Annotated in this window: 14 protein-coding genes; 5 read left to right on the top strand and 9 right to left on the bottom strand. The window is 72.9% G+C overall.

Going from position 1 to position 13,667, the window contains the following annotated elements; translation table 11 throughout:
• Positions 1-182: 182 nt before the first annotated feature.
• Positions 183-1,301 carry a flavin-containing monooxygenase gene (locus ACN9MM_RS05455; RefSeq protein WP_426362564.1) on the top strand — a complete coding sequence of 373 codons (1,119 nt, stop codon included), beginning with the start codon at positions 183-185 and terminating at the stop codon, positions 1,299-1,301.
• Complete coding sequence (locus tag ACN9MM_RS05460) at positions 1,298-1,726, top strand: hypothetical protein (RefSeq protein WP_426362565.1); 429 nt, start codon at positions 1,298-1,300, stop codon at positions 1,724-1,726. The genes ACN9MM_RS05455 and ACN9MM_RS05460 overlap by 4 nt, the downstream gene beginning before the upstream one ends.
• A gap of 100 nt (positions 1,727-1,826) precedes the next feature.
• Here the strand turns inward: ACN9MM_RS05460 and ACN9MM_RS05465 are convergent, their stop codons facing one another.
• The 3 genes from ACN9MM_RS05465 to ACN9MM_RS05475 all read right to left on the bottom strand — a co-directional run bounded on the left by ACN9MM_RS05465 (position 1,827) and on the right by ACN9MM_RS05475 (position 4,950).
• Positions 1,827-3,479 carry a long-chain fatty acid--CoA ligase gene (locus tag ACN9MM_RS05465; RefSeq protein ID WP_426362566.1) on the bottom strand — a complete coding sequence of 551 codons (1,653 nt, stop codon included), beginning with the start codon at positions 3,477-3,479 and terminating at the stop codon, positions 1,827-1,829.
• 210 nt (positions 3,480-3,689) lie between these two features.
• Positions 3,690-4,244: a hypothetical protein gene (locus ACN9MM_RS05470; RefSeq protein WP_426362567.1), complete on the bottom strand. Its 555-nt coding sequence runs from the start codon at positions 4,242-4,244 to the stop codon at positions 3,690-3,692.
• Positions 4,245-4,452: 208 nt separating this feature from the next.
• Positions 4,453-4,950 carry a hypothetical protein gene (locus ACN9MM_RS05475; RefSeq protein ID WP_426362568.1) on the bottom strand — a complete coding sequence of 166 codons (498 nt, stop codon included), beginning with the start codon at positions 4,948-4,950 and terminating at the stop codon, positions 4,453-4,455.
• 294 nt (positions 4,951-5,244) lie between these two features.
• On the opposite strand from ACN9MM_RS05475, the gene ACN9MM_RS05480 reads away from it, so the two are divergent.
• The 3 genes from ACN9MM_RS05480 to ACN9MM_RS05490 all read left to right on the top strand — a co-directional run bounded on the left by ACN9MM_RS05480 (position 5,245) and on the right by ACN9MM_RS05490 (position 6,823).
• Positions 5,245-5,874 (top strand): TetR/AcrR family transcriptional regulator, encoded by a 630-nt coding sequence (locus tag ACN9MM_RS05480; protein WP_426362569.1) that lies wholly within the window; start codon positions 5,245-5,247, stop codon positions 5,872-5,874.
• Positions 5,871-6,437, top strand: coding sequence for a DUF1707 SHOCT-like domain-containing protein (locus tag ACN9MM_RS05485; RefSeq protein WP_426362570.1), 567 nt, complete (start codon positions 5,871-5,873; stop codon positions 6,435-6,437). Before ACN9MM_RS05480 ends, ACN9MM_RS05485 begins: the two co-directional genes overlap by 4 nt.
• A 110-nt stretch (positions 6,438-6,547) precedes the next feature.
• A complete protein-coding gene (locus tag ACN9MM_RS05490; protein WP_426362571.1) occupies positions 6,548-6,823 on the top strand; it encodes a hypothetical protein in 276 nt (91 codons plus the stop codon).
• 30 nt (positions 6,824-6,853) lie between these two features.
• Here ACN9MM_RS05490 and ACN9MM_RS05495 read toward each other — a convergent pair whose 3' ends face one another.
• The 6 genes from ACN9MM_RS05495 to ACN9MM_RS05520 form a co-directional block, all read right to left on the bottom strand.
• Positions 6,854-7,714, bottom strand: coding sequence for a DUF3592 domain-containing protein (locus tag ACN9MM_RS05495; protein ID WP_426362572.1), 861 nt, complete (start codon positions 7,712-7,714; stop codon positions 6,854-6,856).
• A 24-nt stretch (positions 7,715-7,738) separates the two neighbouring features.
• Positions 7,739-8,830 (bottom strand): hypothetical protein, encoded by a 1,092-nt coding sequence (locus ACN9MM_RS05500; protein WP_426362573.1) that lies wholly within the window; start codon positions 8,828-8,830, stop codon positions 7,739-7,741.
• A gap of 93 nt (positions 8,831-8,923) precedes the next feature.
• Positions 8,924-10,381: a carboxylesterase/lipase family protein gene (locus tag ACN9MM_RS05505; RefSeq protein ID WP_426362574.1), complete on the bottom strand. Its 1,458-nt coding sequence runs from the start codon at positions 10,379-10,381 to the stop codon at positions 8,924-8,926.
• Positions 10,378-11,403, bottom strand: a complete 1,026-nt coding sequence (locus tag ACN9MM_RS05510) for an alpha/beta fold hydrolase (RefSeq protein ID WP_426362575.1) — start codon at positions 11,401-11,403, stop codon at positions 10,378-10,380. Before ACN9MM_RS05510 ends, ACN9MM_RS05505 begins: the two co-directional genes overlap by 4 nt.
• A gap of 13 nt (positions 11,404-11,416) precedes the next feature.
• Positions 11,417-12,718 carry an esterase/lipase family protein gene (locus tag ACN9MM_RS05515; protein ID WP_426362576.1) on the bottom strand — a complete coding sequence of 434 codons (1,302 nt, stop codon included), beginning with the start codon at positions 12,716-12,718 and terminating at the stop codon, positions 11,417-11,419.
• A gap of 187 nt (positions 12,719-12,905) precedes the next feature.
• Positions 12,906-13,610, bottom strand: coding sequence for a hypothetical protein (locus ACN9MM_RS05520; protein WP_426362577.1), 705 nt, complete (start codon positions 13,608-13,610; stop codon positions 12,906-12,908).
• Positions 13,611-13,667 lie beyond the last annotated feature (57 nt).

Here is a 13,667-nt window from a genome sequence, read left to right on the forward strand (position 1 = left end):
CGTCCGGCCTCCAGGACCGGGGTCTGCCCGGTCACCCCGGACCGGGTGCACACCCGGTCCGCCCCCGGACGGGGTGCGCCCCCGTTCCGGCCCGGACCGGGTCCGCCCCGGTCCGGCCGATTCACCCCGGACCGGTCCCGCGGTTCCGCGGGCTCCAGGTCCAAGAGACGAGGACACTCGGTATGCGAATAGATCAGGCCGACCCGACGCGTCGGCCGACGAGCACCCTGCCGGCGTCCGTGCCGGTCGCCGTCGTCGGGGCGGGCCAGTCCGGGCTCGCCGCCGCGTACCACCTGCGGCAGGCCGGGATCCGGTGCGTGCTGCTCGACGCGGGGAGCGAGGTCGGCGAGACCTGGGATCGGCGCTGGGACACGCTCAGGCTGTTCACGTCCGCGCAGTTCTCCGGACTGCCGGGCCTCCCCTTCCCCGGCGACGCGGCGCATTACCCCGGCAAGGACGAGGTGGTGACGTACCTGCGGGAGTACGCCGAGCGGTTCGACCTCCCGGTGCTGACCGACCACCGGGTGCTGTCGCTGCGCAGGGACGGCGACGGCTATCTGCTGACCACCGCGCACGGCGAGTGCCGGGCCGGCCAGGTCGTCATCGCGACCGGCGCGTTCGGCACGGCCCGGGTCCCGGACTTCGCCGCCGGGCTGAGCCCGGATGTGCCCACCCTGCACACCAGCGAGTACCGGAGCGCCTCCCAGGTGCCGCCGGGCACCGTGGTCGTCGTCGGCGACGGCAACTCCGGCCGGCAGATCGCCGCGGAGCTGTCCGAGACCCACACCGTGGTCCTCAGCTGCAGCGAGGCCGTGTCGCCGCCCCTGCCGCAGACGGTCGTCGGCCGGGACATGTTCTGGTGGATGAGCGTCCTCGGCGTGATGAGCCTGCCGGTGAGCATGCAGGCGCCGGACCCGGTCGTCGGCGACCGGGTGCCCGGTCTCGTCGCCGCGGGCCGGATGCGGACGGTGGGCCGGATCACCGCGGCCGAGGGTGCCGAGCTGCTGGTCGCGGACGGGGAGCGCGTGAAGCCGTCCGCGGTGATCTGGGCGACCGGCTACCTCACCGACTGGAGCTGGCTGGACCCGGAGATGCTCGACGAGGAGGGGCAGCCCCGGCACACCGAGGGCACGGGGGTGCTGCCCGGCAGCCACTACCTGGGCCTCTACCGGATGCGTACCCGCGGCTCGGCGCTGATCGGCTTCGTCGGCGCCGACGCCGAGCGCGCGGCGGCGGCGATCACCGCCGCCGACCGGAACAGCACGATCTCCTCCCCCACGGCAGAAGGTGAGCCGGCATGACGACCGCCGCCACGACGGAACTCGACGTCCTGGGCGCCCTGTTGGCGTTCGACTTCATCGGGTTCGCGCAGAAGTCCGCGACGCTCGACCCCACCGACCCGCAGTACGGGCAGGCGGTCGGTGCCGCGTTCGGGCTCGCGGCCCGCCGCCGCTTCCCGCAGGGCGCGACGGCGCCGGAGATCAGCGGGTACGTCGCGGAGTTCCTCGGCTCGCTGGAGGCCGGGGCGGAGGACTTCGACCCGGCGGCCCTCGAACGCCTGGTCGCCGAGGGCCTGAGCGGCGGGACGGCGGGGGGCGGTGAGCACCTGGACCCCGAGAGGACGATGCAGGCGCGCCTGGTCCTGACGCTCCGCTGGGTACGGGAGCTGGGCCTCGGCCCCGACGGTCAGCGGGAACTCCTCGCGGAGGCCCTGCCGGCGGTCTGAGACGTACGGGAGGCGGCGCCCCGGTGACCCGGGGCGCCGCCTTCGTGCTCGGTGGCGGAGTGCCGCGTTCGTCTTCGCTCCCGGGACGCCGCCTCCGCTCTCAGTCCCGGGACGTCCCGGACCCCTCCGGTGCCCAGACGTCCAGTGCGCCGTCCCCGTACAGGCTGCGGACGGCCCGCTTGTCGTACTTGCCGACGCTGGTCTTGGGCACGGCGTCCACGAAGGACCACCGCTCCGGGATCCACCAGCGCGCCACGCGCCCGCTGAGGAACGCTCGCAGTTCGTCCCCGCCGACCCCGGCTCCGGGCACCAGCGACACGCAGGCCAGGGGGCGTTCCTCCCAGCGGGGGTCGGGCACTCCGACCACGACCGCCTCCAGGACGGCGGGGTGCTCGATGATCGCGTTCTCGAGCTCGATGGTGGAGATCCACTCACCGCCGCTCTTGATGCCGTCCTTGAGTCGGTCGCTGACCACCACCCAGCCGCCCGGTTCGATCACGCCGAGGTCGCCGGTGCGCAGCCAGCCGTCGTGGAACTTCTCCGGGGAGTCCTCGGTGTTGAAGTACGAGCCGGTGACCCAGGGTCCGCGCAGCTCCAGTTCGCCCACCGAGGTGCCGTCCCAGGGCTGTTCGGTGCCGTCCTCCGCGATCAGCCGGACCTCCACGAAGGGCATCACGCGGCCGCTCTTGGCGAGCCACTGGACCTCCTCCTCGTCGGGGGTGCCGTGCGGCGGGACGGCGAAGGTGGCGAGGGGGCTGGTCTCGGTCAGCCCCCAGCCCTGCTTCAGGCGGACGCCGTAGCGGTCCTTGAGCCGCGCGAGCAGGGCGCGCGGCGGGGTCGCGCCGCCGCAGCCCGCGAGCCGTACGGCGCTCAGGTCCAGCGGGTGCTCCTCGCCGTGGTGGACCAGGCTGTTCCAGATGGTGCAGATCGCCGCGACCGCGGTGGGCCGCTCCTCGTTGATGATGCGGGCCAGGTCCGGGGTGTGCAGCTGCCGGCCGTTCATGATCAGGTCGGAGCCCGCCAGCCAGGCGGCGTACGGCCAGCCCCAGGCGTTGGCATGGAACATGGGCACGATCGGCAGGACGCGGTCGCCGTCGTGCATCGCGAATCCGGCGCCGGCGGAGACGCCGAGCGTGTGCAGGGTGATCGAACGGTGGCTGTAGGCGACGCCCTTGGGGTTGCCGGTGGTGCCGGTCGTGTAGCAGAGCGCCGCCGCCTCCCGCTCGTCCAGGTCCGGCCAGTCGTAGCCGGGCCGCTCGGCGGCGAGGAGCGCGTCCCAGCGGTGTACGGCGATGTGCGCGGGCAGGTCCGGCTCCGGGGCGTCTCCGATGACGACGACGTGCCGCACGCTGCCCAGCCGGTCCCGCAGAGGTCCGAGCATGTCCAGGAGGGTCGCGTCGACCAGGAGGACGGCGTCCTCCGCGTGTTCGACGATGTAGCCCAACTGGTCCTGGTGGAGGCGCAGGTTGAGGGTGTGCAGCACCGCCCCCATGCTCGGTACGGCGAGGTAGGCCACCAGGTGCTCGGGGGTGTTCCAGGCCAGGGTGGCGACCCGCTCGCCGAGTTGTACGCCGAGGCGGGCGAGGGCGGCGGCGAGCTGTTCGGCCTGGCGGGCGATGTCGGCGAAGGACTGTAAGGACCGTGCGGTCGGTCCGTCGGCACATCGCACCACCCGGCTGTCCCCGTAGACGCGTTGTCCGTGCGCGAGGATGTCGCGAACCAGCAGTTCGCGGTCCTGCATCGTGCTCTTCATGGTGCGGCCCCTCGGAAGTGCGCGGTGGGATGGGGAGGTACTGCGGGATTGCGGAAGCTCGTCGGGATGTGGAAGCACTGCGGAAGCCCGGCGGGACCGACGGAAGCCCGGCGGGAACGCCGAAGCCGGCCCCGTACGGCGGAGCCGGCTCTGACGGAGGGTGGCGGCGGCGCACCGCCGCCACCGGTCGCGGTCCGGCCGTCGGCCGGATCAGCCCAGGTACTGGATGTCACCCAGCAGCGAGCTGCTGACGTGGTCGTGGTCCAGGAGGTTGACGCGGGCGTTCATCTTGCCGCTGCCGCCCACGAAGGCGTAGTTGCCGCTGCCGCCGATGATCTTGAACGTCCCGGACGGGTAGACCATGGTGTCCGCCGTCAGCGGCGCGGAGAGCGTGTAGCTGATGGTGAGCTTGTCACCGTCGGCCTCGATCATCGTCGCCGTGCCCTTGATGTCGTACTTCCCGGGGATCGTGGCGGTGCACACGACCTCGTCCTGGGTCCAGGTGGCGCTGGTGACCGGCTTGCCGACGGAGGTTCCCTTCCCGGTCACCTTGTAGCCGTTGCATCCCACGGTGTCGGGATGCGTGGTCGCGACCACCGCGAAGTTGTTGGTGATGTTGACCGTCGGTTCGTACGTCTCGGCGGCGACGGACGCGCGGCCGGTCTCGGCGGCGAAGGTGACGCCGGCCGTCCCGCCGGCGATCAGTACCGTTCCGGCCATCACGCCCGCTATGCGCGCGGACCAGTGGCGGGCAACTCTTCCCATGTTCTCCCCCGAACTTGTCAGATGCCCAACTAGGCCCATTTACAGGGCTGTTGGGGACAAGTTTCCCCGATCGGGGGCCCTTCCGTCGAGGCATTCGCGCCACTGGCGTTGCGGACGGAGAAGCGGAGCCGGCCTCGCCGGGGGCGAGGCCGGCCCGGGGCGGCGGGCGGGGACGGTCGGCCGTCACCCGCCCGACTGCGGACCTAGGTCAGATCTGCCACCGGAAGCCCATGCTGCCGTCCAGGTTGGCGCTGACGTGCGCCTTGTCCAGCAGGTTGACCGAGGCGTTCATCTTGCCGCCGCCGACGGCCTCGTCGAAGCTTCCGGTGCCGCCGGTGATCGTGAACGTGCCGGTCGGGTACACCAAGTTGTCCGAGGTCAGCGGCGCGCTGAGGTGGTAGGTGAAGAAGAGCTGGTCACCGTCGGCCTCGGTGATCGTCACCGACCCGTTGATGTCCCACTTGCCGGGGACGGTGGCGGTACACGCGTCCTCCTTCTGCGACCAGGTGCCGCCGCCGGTGATCCGGTTGCCGGTGACGGTCCCCGAACCGACCACCTTGTAGCCGTTGCAGCCCGTGGCGTCGGGGTGCGTGGTGGTGACCACCCCGTAGTTCCCGAGGCCCGTGAACGCGGTGGCCCCGGGCGGGGTCGTCGCGGCGTTCGAGACTCCGGTCGTGCCGCCGACGATCAGAGCCGCGCCGGCCATCACGCCCGCTATGCGCGCCGAACGACGGTGAGCAATCCTTGCCATGTTGATCCCCCGCACTTGTCAGTTCTTGACGAACTCGGCCTTCTTTTTAGGCCGTTGCGGACAGTTTCCATGATCGGGGGCCGTTCCGTAGAGGAATTCAGGCCAATATTTCCGGAACCCGGTGACCTTCTTCCTGTATGCGGACGGCCCCCTTCCATGTCTGCGCCGGACGCGGCTAGTTGACCGTCCCCCTCCTTGTTGGCATGGTGGACAACAAGCTGTTGTCCACCATGCCAACAAGGAGGTGCCGTGCCCGCCGCACGACGCCGGCGCACCCCTGACCAGGCACGTGCCGAGATCCTGGACGCCGCCACCGAACTCATCGCGCGGTACGGGCCCGACGGCGTCGGACTCCGCCGGGTCGCGGAGGCGGCCGGGGTGACGCACGGGCTCGTCACGCACTACTTCGGGACCTACCGCGCCCTGGTGCGCGCCGTCCTGGAACGCGAGAACGAACGCAAGCGGGAGCTCGTACGGGAACGGATGCGCGCCGACGGCAGCGTCCCGTACGCGAACGGCATGACGGAGGTGCTCTTCGAGATCCTCGCCGACGAGCGCTACGTCCGGCTCTGGACGTGGTCGCAGCTCCACGGCTGGGACGACGGAACCGCCCCCGACTCCCCCACGAACCTCTCCCGCCTCGTCGACGTGATCGAGGAGGGCGTCCGCTCGGTGCTCCCCCCGCCCGAGGGGCCCGACCGGGCGCGGATCGAGAGGGTCGTCCTGCTCGCCATGTCCGGCGCGTACGGCTACGCCCTCGGGCGCCGCTACTGGCTCACCGACCTCGGGCACGACCCCGACCTGCCCGGTCACGACGCCGCCTACCGCACAGCACTCTCCTCTGTTCTCGCCGCCTATCTCGGAGGGCTGACGCCATGACCCCGCACGAGCTGGACATCCTCGCCTCGGACCGGGAGCGTTCCGGCGCCGAGGAGCGCCTGCGGGCCGCCGTCGAGAACGGCCGGCTCCCGCTGGCGGATCTGTCGGCGCGGCTCGACGAGGTGCACGCCGCGCGCACCCGGGGCGACCTGGAGGAGGCCTGCCGCGGCCTGCCGCTCCCCGGTCCGCGGGACGCGCTCGTGGTGGACCGGGCACCGAGCTCGCGCGGTCTCGTCGTCGGTGTCTTCGGCGGCTTCGAGCGCAAGGGCGCCTGGGTGGTGCCGCCCAGGATGACGGTCTGGTCGATGTGGGGCGGCGGCAGGATCGACCTCACGGAGGCGCGGTTCAGCAGTCAGGACACCGAGATCCGCGCCGTCGCCCTGTGGGGCGGCACCAGGATCGTCGTCCCGGAGGACATCGAGGTCGAGGTGCGGGGCTTTGGACTCTTCGGCGTCTTCGACAAGCGCGCCGCCCGGCGGACCGGGAAGCCGGGCACACCCCGGGTCGTGATCAGGGGACTGGCCCTGTTCGGCGCCGTCGTCACCCGCGACAAGAAGAAGTAGGACGGCCGACGGGGGCCGCCGTCCGGACATGGGTGCCGGCACGGATGGACGAGGCCCGGGGGATCACCGAGAATTCCGGGGATCCCCGAGAACCAGGAAAGTCCGTCGTCATGCTGTTCGCCGTCGCCGCCTTCGGCATCGCGCTCCTCGCCGTCACCCTGTGGTGCTCCGTCACCGTCCTCCGGATGAAGGACCTGCCCGGGTGGCGCCGGGCCTTCCCGCTCGTCTGCCTCCTCGCCGCCTCGGCGGCCAGTGCGCTCCGCGCCGTCGGCATCCCCGAGGTGGCGGGCGCCGTCGCCTTCCCGCTGAACCTCGCGGCCCTCGTCGTGGCCCTGTCGGAGACGCGCGCCGCCCGCCGGCGCGGCGAGGCCCCGGCACGGGGCTGAACCGGCCCCACCGGACGACCGGCCGGACGGTCACACGAGGACCGCCCCCACGACGGCCGCCGAGGCCACGGCGATCAGGGTCAGGACGTTGAGGGCGATCTCCCACCGCCACCCGCGGCGTTCGGCCTCGGCGTCCAGCGTGAAGAGGGACGGGTCGCCGGGCGCGTACCGGATCGCGACGTCCCGGCCGTACGAGCCGGCCGGGTCCGGCAGACCCGCGTCGCAGTAGGCGGTGACCGCCGCGCCCTCACGGGTGGTGAACGAGACGACGGGCATCACGGTGGTGGAGGTGTGACCGTCGTCGTCGGTGCTGACGCGCCTGAGCACGGCGGTGACGCGCCCGGGCACGGCGGTCAGGGACGCCAGCGTGTCGAGGCGGCGCCGTGCGTGGCGCACGTTCCCGGGCAGGTGGTACGCGCCGGAGACCGCCCACGGCCAGCCGAAGCCGAACAGGGCCCAGGGCCAGCCCCGTTCGATCGCGGTGACGACCACGGGACCGGCGTACACGAGGAAGGCGGCGAAGTTCGGCCAGCCGAGTCCTCGTCCGGCTCCGTCGAGGTTCGAGGTGAAGCGGTAGGCGTGCGGCCTGCCCCGCGGGTAGCGGACGCCGATCTCGCGGCCCGTCCAGGCCGTGGAGATCCGCTCGCCGCGCTCGCCGTCGTTGGTCACGGTGAACTCCCGCCCGGTGGAAGGGTCGCGGAAGGAGACGACCACGGATATCCCGTCGCTCGGGGAGCTCCCGTGCCGGGGCTCGCTCACCCTCTCGATCCGCCCCACGGCCGTGACCGTCCGCTGGGCCCGGGTCCTCCCGGCCAGCGCACGCCCGTACCCGATCAGCGCCGCCGCGCCGAACACCCCGCACCACAGCACGAGATACCCGTGCAGGCCCATGCGTCCTCCTCCCTCCCCCGCGTCTCACCGCGCCGGTGTACGCCGCACCACCTTGCCCTGACCATCGGCTTCCAGCGAGGCCGGGCCCTCGGGTCCGGTCACGGCGACCTTGAGCGTGAGGGAGCCGGTGAGGCGGTCGGCGGTGAGTCGCCAGGCCGGCGCGGAGGGGACACCGAGCGTGGTCCTCGCCTCCTCGACCAGGGCGGGGATCCGCTCGTAGGGCAGGGACCGCGGGTAGAACCGCGGGCCCCGCGCACCGGCGGGCGCGAACACCACCGACACCAGGCGATCCTGTACGACGACGGTCAGCGCCTCGCGCGCTCCCGCTCCCCCGGTGAGGGAGTCGACGGCCCGGCGCAGCTCGCCCTCGTCCAGGAACGACCGGTCGGGCCCCAGGGCGACGCTGCCGGACGCCGAGGACACGACCACGGTCCACGAGGTGGAGGAGACGGAGGGCGCGGGGGTGGCGGGCGGGAGCGCGGCTGCGTCCTGGCCGAACAGCTCCGCGCGGAACAGCAGGACCACGGCGGTCGCGCCGAGCACCAGGCCGAGGAGGGTGACGAAGCCGACGGCGGTTCCCTCCGGGGGTTCGGCCACCACGGCCGCCCCGGGCGCGGAGTCGGGCCGGGCGCCGGCCGCGCGCTCCTCCCACTCCGGCGTCGGCCGTTTCACGATCCTCACCCGCCACGGCCGGTCCGGCGGGTACTCGACCACGACGACCCCGCCCGGCCGGTGGTCGGGGAGGTCGACGACGTTGACGTCCTGGGTGACCGCCACGCGGAACGGCGGTTCGTCGTCCGGTGCGACGGTGAGGTCGAACCGCACCGGCACGTCACTGGTCTCGCCCTCGACGGCCTTCAGGGCCTCGATCAGCGCGCGGGCCGTGCGGGGGGCGACGGCCGCCTCCCGGGCGCGCCTCGGCGCACCGGCGAGGACGTGGAGCAGGCCGTACACGACGGGCACGACCAGGCCCGCGACGAACAGCGGCACGCTCTCGACGACCGTGCCGACGACGAGCGCGGCGGGCGACATCCCGATCACGCCACCGGTCAGGAATCCCCGGCCCAGGGCGACCGTTCGACGGCCCGCCGACGGCCGTTCCATGGTGATCGTCATACGGACGATTGTGCCGGGCCCGGACGCCCACCGGCAGGCTTTCGAACGGGTCTTCGCCCACCGGGACCGCGCATGCCACCGCCCGGCGGCCCGTCAGCGCACCCCTTCCCAGAGGAGCCGCTCCCGGCCCCGGGGGTCCGCGACGGGGACGGATCCGGTCGCGCCGGTGAAGGTCATCGTGGTGCGGTGCGTCCTGTCGTACGCCTTCCAGCCGGGACTGCCGGTCTTCGCGAAGGAGACCCACGCCCCGTGCACGGCGTCCGCGAGGGCCTGCGGCGGGTCCGCGCCGAGCATCGGGGCGTACGACGGATCGTGGAGGCGGTCGAAGACGAAGGGCAGTTCGAGGGCGTGGCAGGCGCCCAGCGCGCCGCCGAACCGGGGCGAGCGCCAGGCGAATTCGTACAGGTACGAGCCGGGGACGGACTCGGCCAGGCGGATGGCGGGGATCCGGTAGAACCAGTCGGTGGCCACCGCGTCGAGCAGTTCGCCGGGCATGGCGTCCGGGCGGGCGGCCCGGTAGACGGGGAGGGCCTCGGCCGGGTCGAGGCCGTAGGCCGCGGTCATGGCGCGCAGTGAGGACTCGGGGAAGACGTGGAGGCGTTCCGTCGGGACGAGGAACAGCCGGTACTCCTCGCGGTTGCTGCCGATCAGGAGGTCGACGCCGCTGTCCGGTCCGGGGAGGGCGAGCCCGGGGAGGACCGGCTCGAACGGCATCATGTTGAGGACGGCCTCGCCCCAGCGCGCCGGGTCCGGGTCGGCACCCACCTCCGCCCGCAACCCCGCCTGGGCCGGAAGGAGTTCCTCCAGGGGGACGGTCTCGAAGGCCTCCGGCTTCGGCTCGATCCCCAGCTTCTCCGCCAGTCGGGCCGCGATCAGCTCCGCCGACGGGGGGCGCAGGAAGTGGTGGCAGGCCCCGCTCTGCAGGATCGCCCGGTGGAACAGCCCGCGAGCCGCTTCCGCGGTCAGGAGGGCGCCGATGCTCATCGCGCCGGCCGACTCGCCGAAGACCGTCACCCGGTCCGGGTCGCCGCCGAAGGATGCAATGTTGTCGCGGACCCAGCGGAGGGCGGCGATCTGGTCGAGCAGGCCCCGGTTGTCGGGGCGGCCCGGCAGGCGCAGGAAGCCGTCGGCGCCCAGCCGGTAGTTGAGCGTGACGCAGACGACGCCGTCCCGGGCGAAGGCGCTCCCGTCGTACGCGGACGCCGAGCCCGAGCCGTTGGTGAACGCGCCTCCGTGCAGCCACACCATGACGGGGAGGCCGGCGCCCGGCTCGGGGGCCGGGGTCCACACGCCGAGGTTCAGACACTCCTCCCCCGGGACGACGTCGTCCGGAATGAGGGCGTCGAAGGGCGGGGCGTAGGGCGCGTGCGGCGCCGTCGGCCCGTGGGCCGTGGCGTCGCGCACTCCCGTCCACGGCCGGGGCGGTGCGGGTTCCCGGAACCGTCGCGCGCCGAAGGGCGCAGCGGCGTACGGGACGCCGAGGAACGAGGTCACCCCCTCGGGGGAGGTCCGGCCTCGGACCTCCCCCTGCCGGGTACGGCACACCGTCATGCCGACAGGACCTCCAGGAGCGCCTTGCCGAACTCCTCGGGGCGTTCGAGGTGGACGGCGTGCCCCACGCCGGCCACGGCGACCTCCCGCACCGAGCCGCCGGCCTGCGCGTAGCGGTCCAGGACGTGTCGGGTCTGCGCCAGCATCGGCTGCGCCGGGGTGCCGTCCCAGCCCGGGACGGCGCCGATCGAGCCGAGGTGCGCCAGGTCGAACATCGAGGTGTCGGAGACGATGATGTCGTCCTCGCCGCGGATCCACAGCACCGGCGGCTTGGGGTCGACGAGGTGCAGGTCGTCGACGCGGAAGTGGGTCGGGGCCATGCAGTTGAGCACCCCTCGCGTGCCGGGCGCGATACCGGGCCAGGCGGCGGACGGCCTGCTGTCGCCCGGGTAGTGGTCGTCGCCGAGGCGGGTGGCGAGCATGGACTCGACGTACTCGTCCTCGTACGCGGGGCGGAGCGGCGGCTTCATGTAGCAGGACGTCAGGACGGAGCGCGGCGAGAGCGGGGAGTCCTCGCCGCGGTCGCCCTCGGCGAGCAGCCGGACGAAGTCCGGGTTGGCCGTGCCGCCGCCCGATCCGGCACCGTCCTCGGAGTTGAGGGTTCCGTCGACTCCGTGCGTGCCGCCGAAGCCGTACGGGGAGACCGGGCTGACCAGGGTGACGGAGCGCACCGCGGCCGGGTGGTCGCGCAGGTACTGCATGACCACGCCGCCGCCCATGGACCAGCCGACGAGGTGGGCCCGTTCGACGCCGAGGGCCGTGAGCAGCTCGGCGAGGTCGTCGGCGTAGTCGCGCAGGCCGCGCGTGGCGTCGACGGGCAGCGGGTCGGTGCCGCCGAAGCCGCGCAGGTCGACGGCGAGGGGGCGGTACCGGTCCGGCAGCGTGGTCAGGGTGCTGTGCCAGAAGGCGGAGGAGGAGACGTTGCCGTGGACGAAGACGACGGCTTCGCCCTCGGTCCTCACCTCGGTGATCTGCTGGGTGAGTCTGCCGGTGGTGACGCGGCGGGTGTGCAGGGTGGTCATGTCCTCGGGTCCTTCAGGAGAGCCAGGTGGCGACCTGGGCGGCGGCGGCGCTGTTCCAGCCCAGTTCGAGGTGGTTGGCGGCCACGATGGTGGCCTTGCCGCCGACGGTGGGGATGCCGGTGGTGTCGAGCGCGCTGGAGATGAACACGACTCCGTCGCTGGGGCCGCGGTTCTCGTTGAAGATGCCCACGATGTCGGCGGATCCACCTGCGAGCAGGTAGGTGGTGACGGAGGAGGGCACCCCGGCGGCGTGCAGCGGGGCGATGAGCGATCCGGCGTCGATGGCGGCCTGGATGCCGCTGCCCGCCGTGTAGAAGCCCTGGCCGCCGTAGTACGTCGTGTACCAGTCCTGGGCGGCGCCGTCGACTCCGTACGTCCCGTCCCAGCGGGCCAGCATCTGGCGCTGGCCGGGGTAGTTGTCCTGGCCGCCGGAGGGGGTCATGGAGAACTCGGGGTGCGCGGTGTACGTGCCGTAGCAGGTCATGTGGGAGTGCGGGGAGGGCGCGTTGACCTTGCCGCCGCACTCCGGCCAGATGGAGAAGTCGTGGGCCCAGCCGTGGGCGTACGGGTAGTCGTAGCCGCCGTTCGGGCCGCCGAGGGTGATCAGCCGGCGGACGTCGCCGGCGTAGGCCCGGCCCCAGCTCGGCTTCAGGGACGACACGTACGCGCGGGTCGACATCTCGCCCTTGCTCCAGCCGACCAGGTCGACCTTGTCGACGCCCAGCCTGGCCTTGATGACGGCGATCGCGTCGCCGACGACCTGTGCCTGCATCAGGTTGTCGCCCTGCTTGTGCGCGAAGCCGACGGCGAAGACCCGGTGGCCGCGGCCGGAGAGGTACTGCATGAGCCCGGTGGAGGGGCAGGAGGCGGCGCCGCAGCCGTAGCCGCCCGATTCGCCGGGGTTGGCCCAGGCGCGGTCCGCGGTGTCGTTCGCCCCGTGCACGAGGAGGACGGGGGTGGTGCGGCTGCCGGTGTTCCAGCCGGGGGCCGAGTAGAGCAGGAAGCGGCCCGAGGAAGGACGGGAGGCGCCGCCGAAGTACGTGACGCGCTTGCCGTCCTGGTCGCCCCGGCCGTCCGCGGGGAAGCCCTCGGTTCGGAATCCGGTGGTCGTGTCGAGATAGCGCTCGACCTTCTCCCAGCCGTTGCTGACGGTCCCGGCCCCGTAGCTCGCCTCCAGGGTGAGGTACGGGGGAGCCGCCGCGCCGCTCGCGGTGGCGGGTGCCGCGAGCGCACCGGCCGCGACCACCCCCAGCACGGCGACGACGCGGGCCGCGCGCTGTCTCCACCCGCTCCTCGGACTCCGTCTGTCGGCCATGGTCCGGCCTCCCCCACTCATGCGCTCTCGGCGCGTCCGCCCGATGCCCGTCCCGGCATCGGGTCCGCACACGGTAGGCGGCCCCGGACGCCCAGGGCATGGGGGCGAACCACACATTGGAAGCCGTGCGCATGGTGCGGGGACTCAGCAGTCGGGGATCACGCCGTCCGAGCGGCGCGGGCGGTGCTCAGGAGTGGTACATCACCCGGACGAGGAGCGTGGTGTCCGGCAGACCGTCGACGTAGGCGTTGAAGCGGACGTTGGCCGGGTGGGAACTGCCGTCCAGCCAGCGGCCGTCGAGCGTGAGGAGGGCGAAGGTCGGCAGGACGTCCGCCTCCGCCCGCTCGACGAAGGCGGCACGGTCCTCGCCGAACCATGCCACGGGGTTCCAGCTGAACCGCGTCTTGAGGGCAGGGTCCTGGGCGAGCGCGCGGATCAGCGGCTGGGCGCCGAAGTCCGCCCGTGCCCGGTCCTGCGAGTAGCCCGGATCCTCGGCCGCCCGCTCCGCGAAGTGCGTGTACGCCAGACTCGGAGGGAAGCCCGCGGCGAAGGCCTTCCAGGCGTCCCACCTCTCCCCGGCCTCCCGGGCGGCGGCCACGCGGCCCGTGTCGAGGTCGAGCAGGCCCTTGGGGCCCCCGTCGCACAACGAGCGGGGGCGCGGCCGGGCGTCCTCGTCCCGGACGATCCGCGGATCGTCCTCGTGCCCGGGCCGTACGGTGAGGTCCCAGCCGTACGCGTCGACGAACCAGTGGTCCCACTCCCCCTGCCACTCCTCGTCCGGCTTGCCGACCTGCGCGTCGTACTCGAACGGGGCCATGGCCGCCGCGAGCACGTCCCGCACCTTGTGCGGCTCGCACGGCGGCAGACAGACGGTGACGACTTGCTTGCTCATGGTCCTTCTCGGTCCGTTCGGTCAGGCGGCGTTCACGTCTCGACAGGTTTCCTCATC

The sequence above is a fragment of the Streptomyces sp. E-08 genome (assembly GCF_049913095.1).
In the GTDB taxonomy this organism is placed as follows: domain Bacteria; phylum Actinomycetota; class Actinomycetes; order Streptomycetales; family Streptomycetaceae; genus Streptomyces.

Bases quoted from the DNA above. Each gene is read 5' to 3' on its own strand.
- ACN9MM_RS05510 (WP_426362575.1), bottom strand. From the start codon at position 11,403: ATGACCACCCTGCACACCCGCCGCGTCACCACCGGCAGACTCACCCAG.
- ACN9MM_RS05475 (WP_426362568.1), bottom strand. From the start codon at position 4,950: ATGGCCGGCGCGGCTCTGATCGTCGGCGGCACGACCGGAGTCTCGAAC.
- ACN9MM_RS05485 (WP_426362570.1), top strand. From the start codon at position 5,871: ATGACCCCGCACGAGCTGGACATCCTCGCCTCGGACCGGGAGCGTTCC.
- ACN9MM_RS05490 (WP_426362571.1), top strand. From the start codon at position 6,548: ATGCTGTTCGCCGTCGCCGCCTTCGGCATCGCGCTCCTCGCCGTCACC.
- ACN9MM_RS05455 (WP_426362564.1), top strand. From the start codon at position 183: ATGCGAATAGATCAGGCCGACCCGACGCGTCGGCCGACGAGCACCCTG.
- ACN9MM_RS05515 (WP_426362576.1), bottom strand. From the start codon at position 12,718: ATGGCCGACAGACGGAGTCCGAGGAGCGGGTGGAGACAGCGCGCGGCC.
- ACN9MM_RS05520 (WP_426362577.1), bottom strand. From the start codon at position 13,610: ATGAGCAAGCAAGTCGTCACCGTCTGTCTGCCGCCGTGCGAGCCGCAC.
- ACN9MM_RS05505 (WP_426362574.1), bottom strand. From the start codon at position 10,381: ATGACGGTGTGCCGTACCCGGCAGGGGGAGGTCCGAGGCCGGACCTCC.
- ACN9MM_RS05495 (WP_426362572.1), bottom strand. From the start codon at position 7,714: ATGGGCCTGCACGGGTATCTCGTGCTGTGGTGCGGGGTGTTCGGCGCG.
- ACN9MM_RS05460 (WP_426362565.1), top strand. From the start codon at position 1,298: ATGACGACCGCCGCCACGACGGAACTCGACGTCCTGGGCGCCCTGTTG.
- ACN9MM_RS05500 (WP_426362573.1), bottom strand. From the start codon at position 8,830: ATGACGATCACCATGGAACGGCCGTCGGCGGGCCGTCGAACGGTCGCC.
- ACN9MM_RS05465 (WP_426362566.1), bottom strand. From the start codon at position 3,479: ATGAAGAGCACGATGCAGGACCGCGAACTGCTGGTTCGCGACATCCTC.
- ACN9MM_RS05470 (WP_426362567.1), bottom strand. From the start codon at position 4,244: ATGGGAAGAGTTGCCCGCCACTGGTCCGCGCGCATAGCGGGCGTGATG.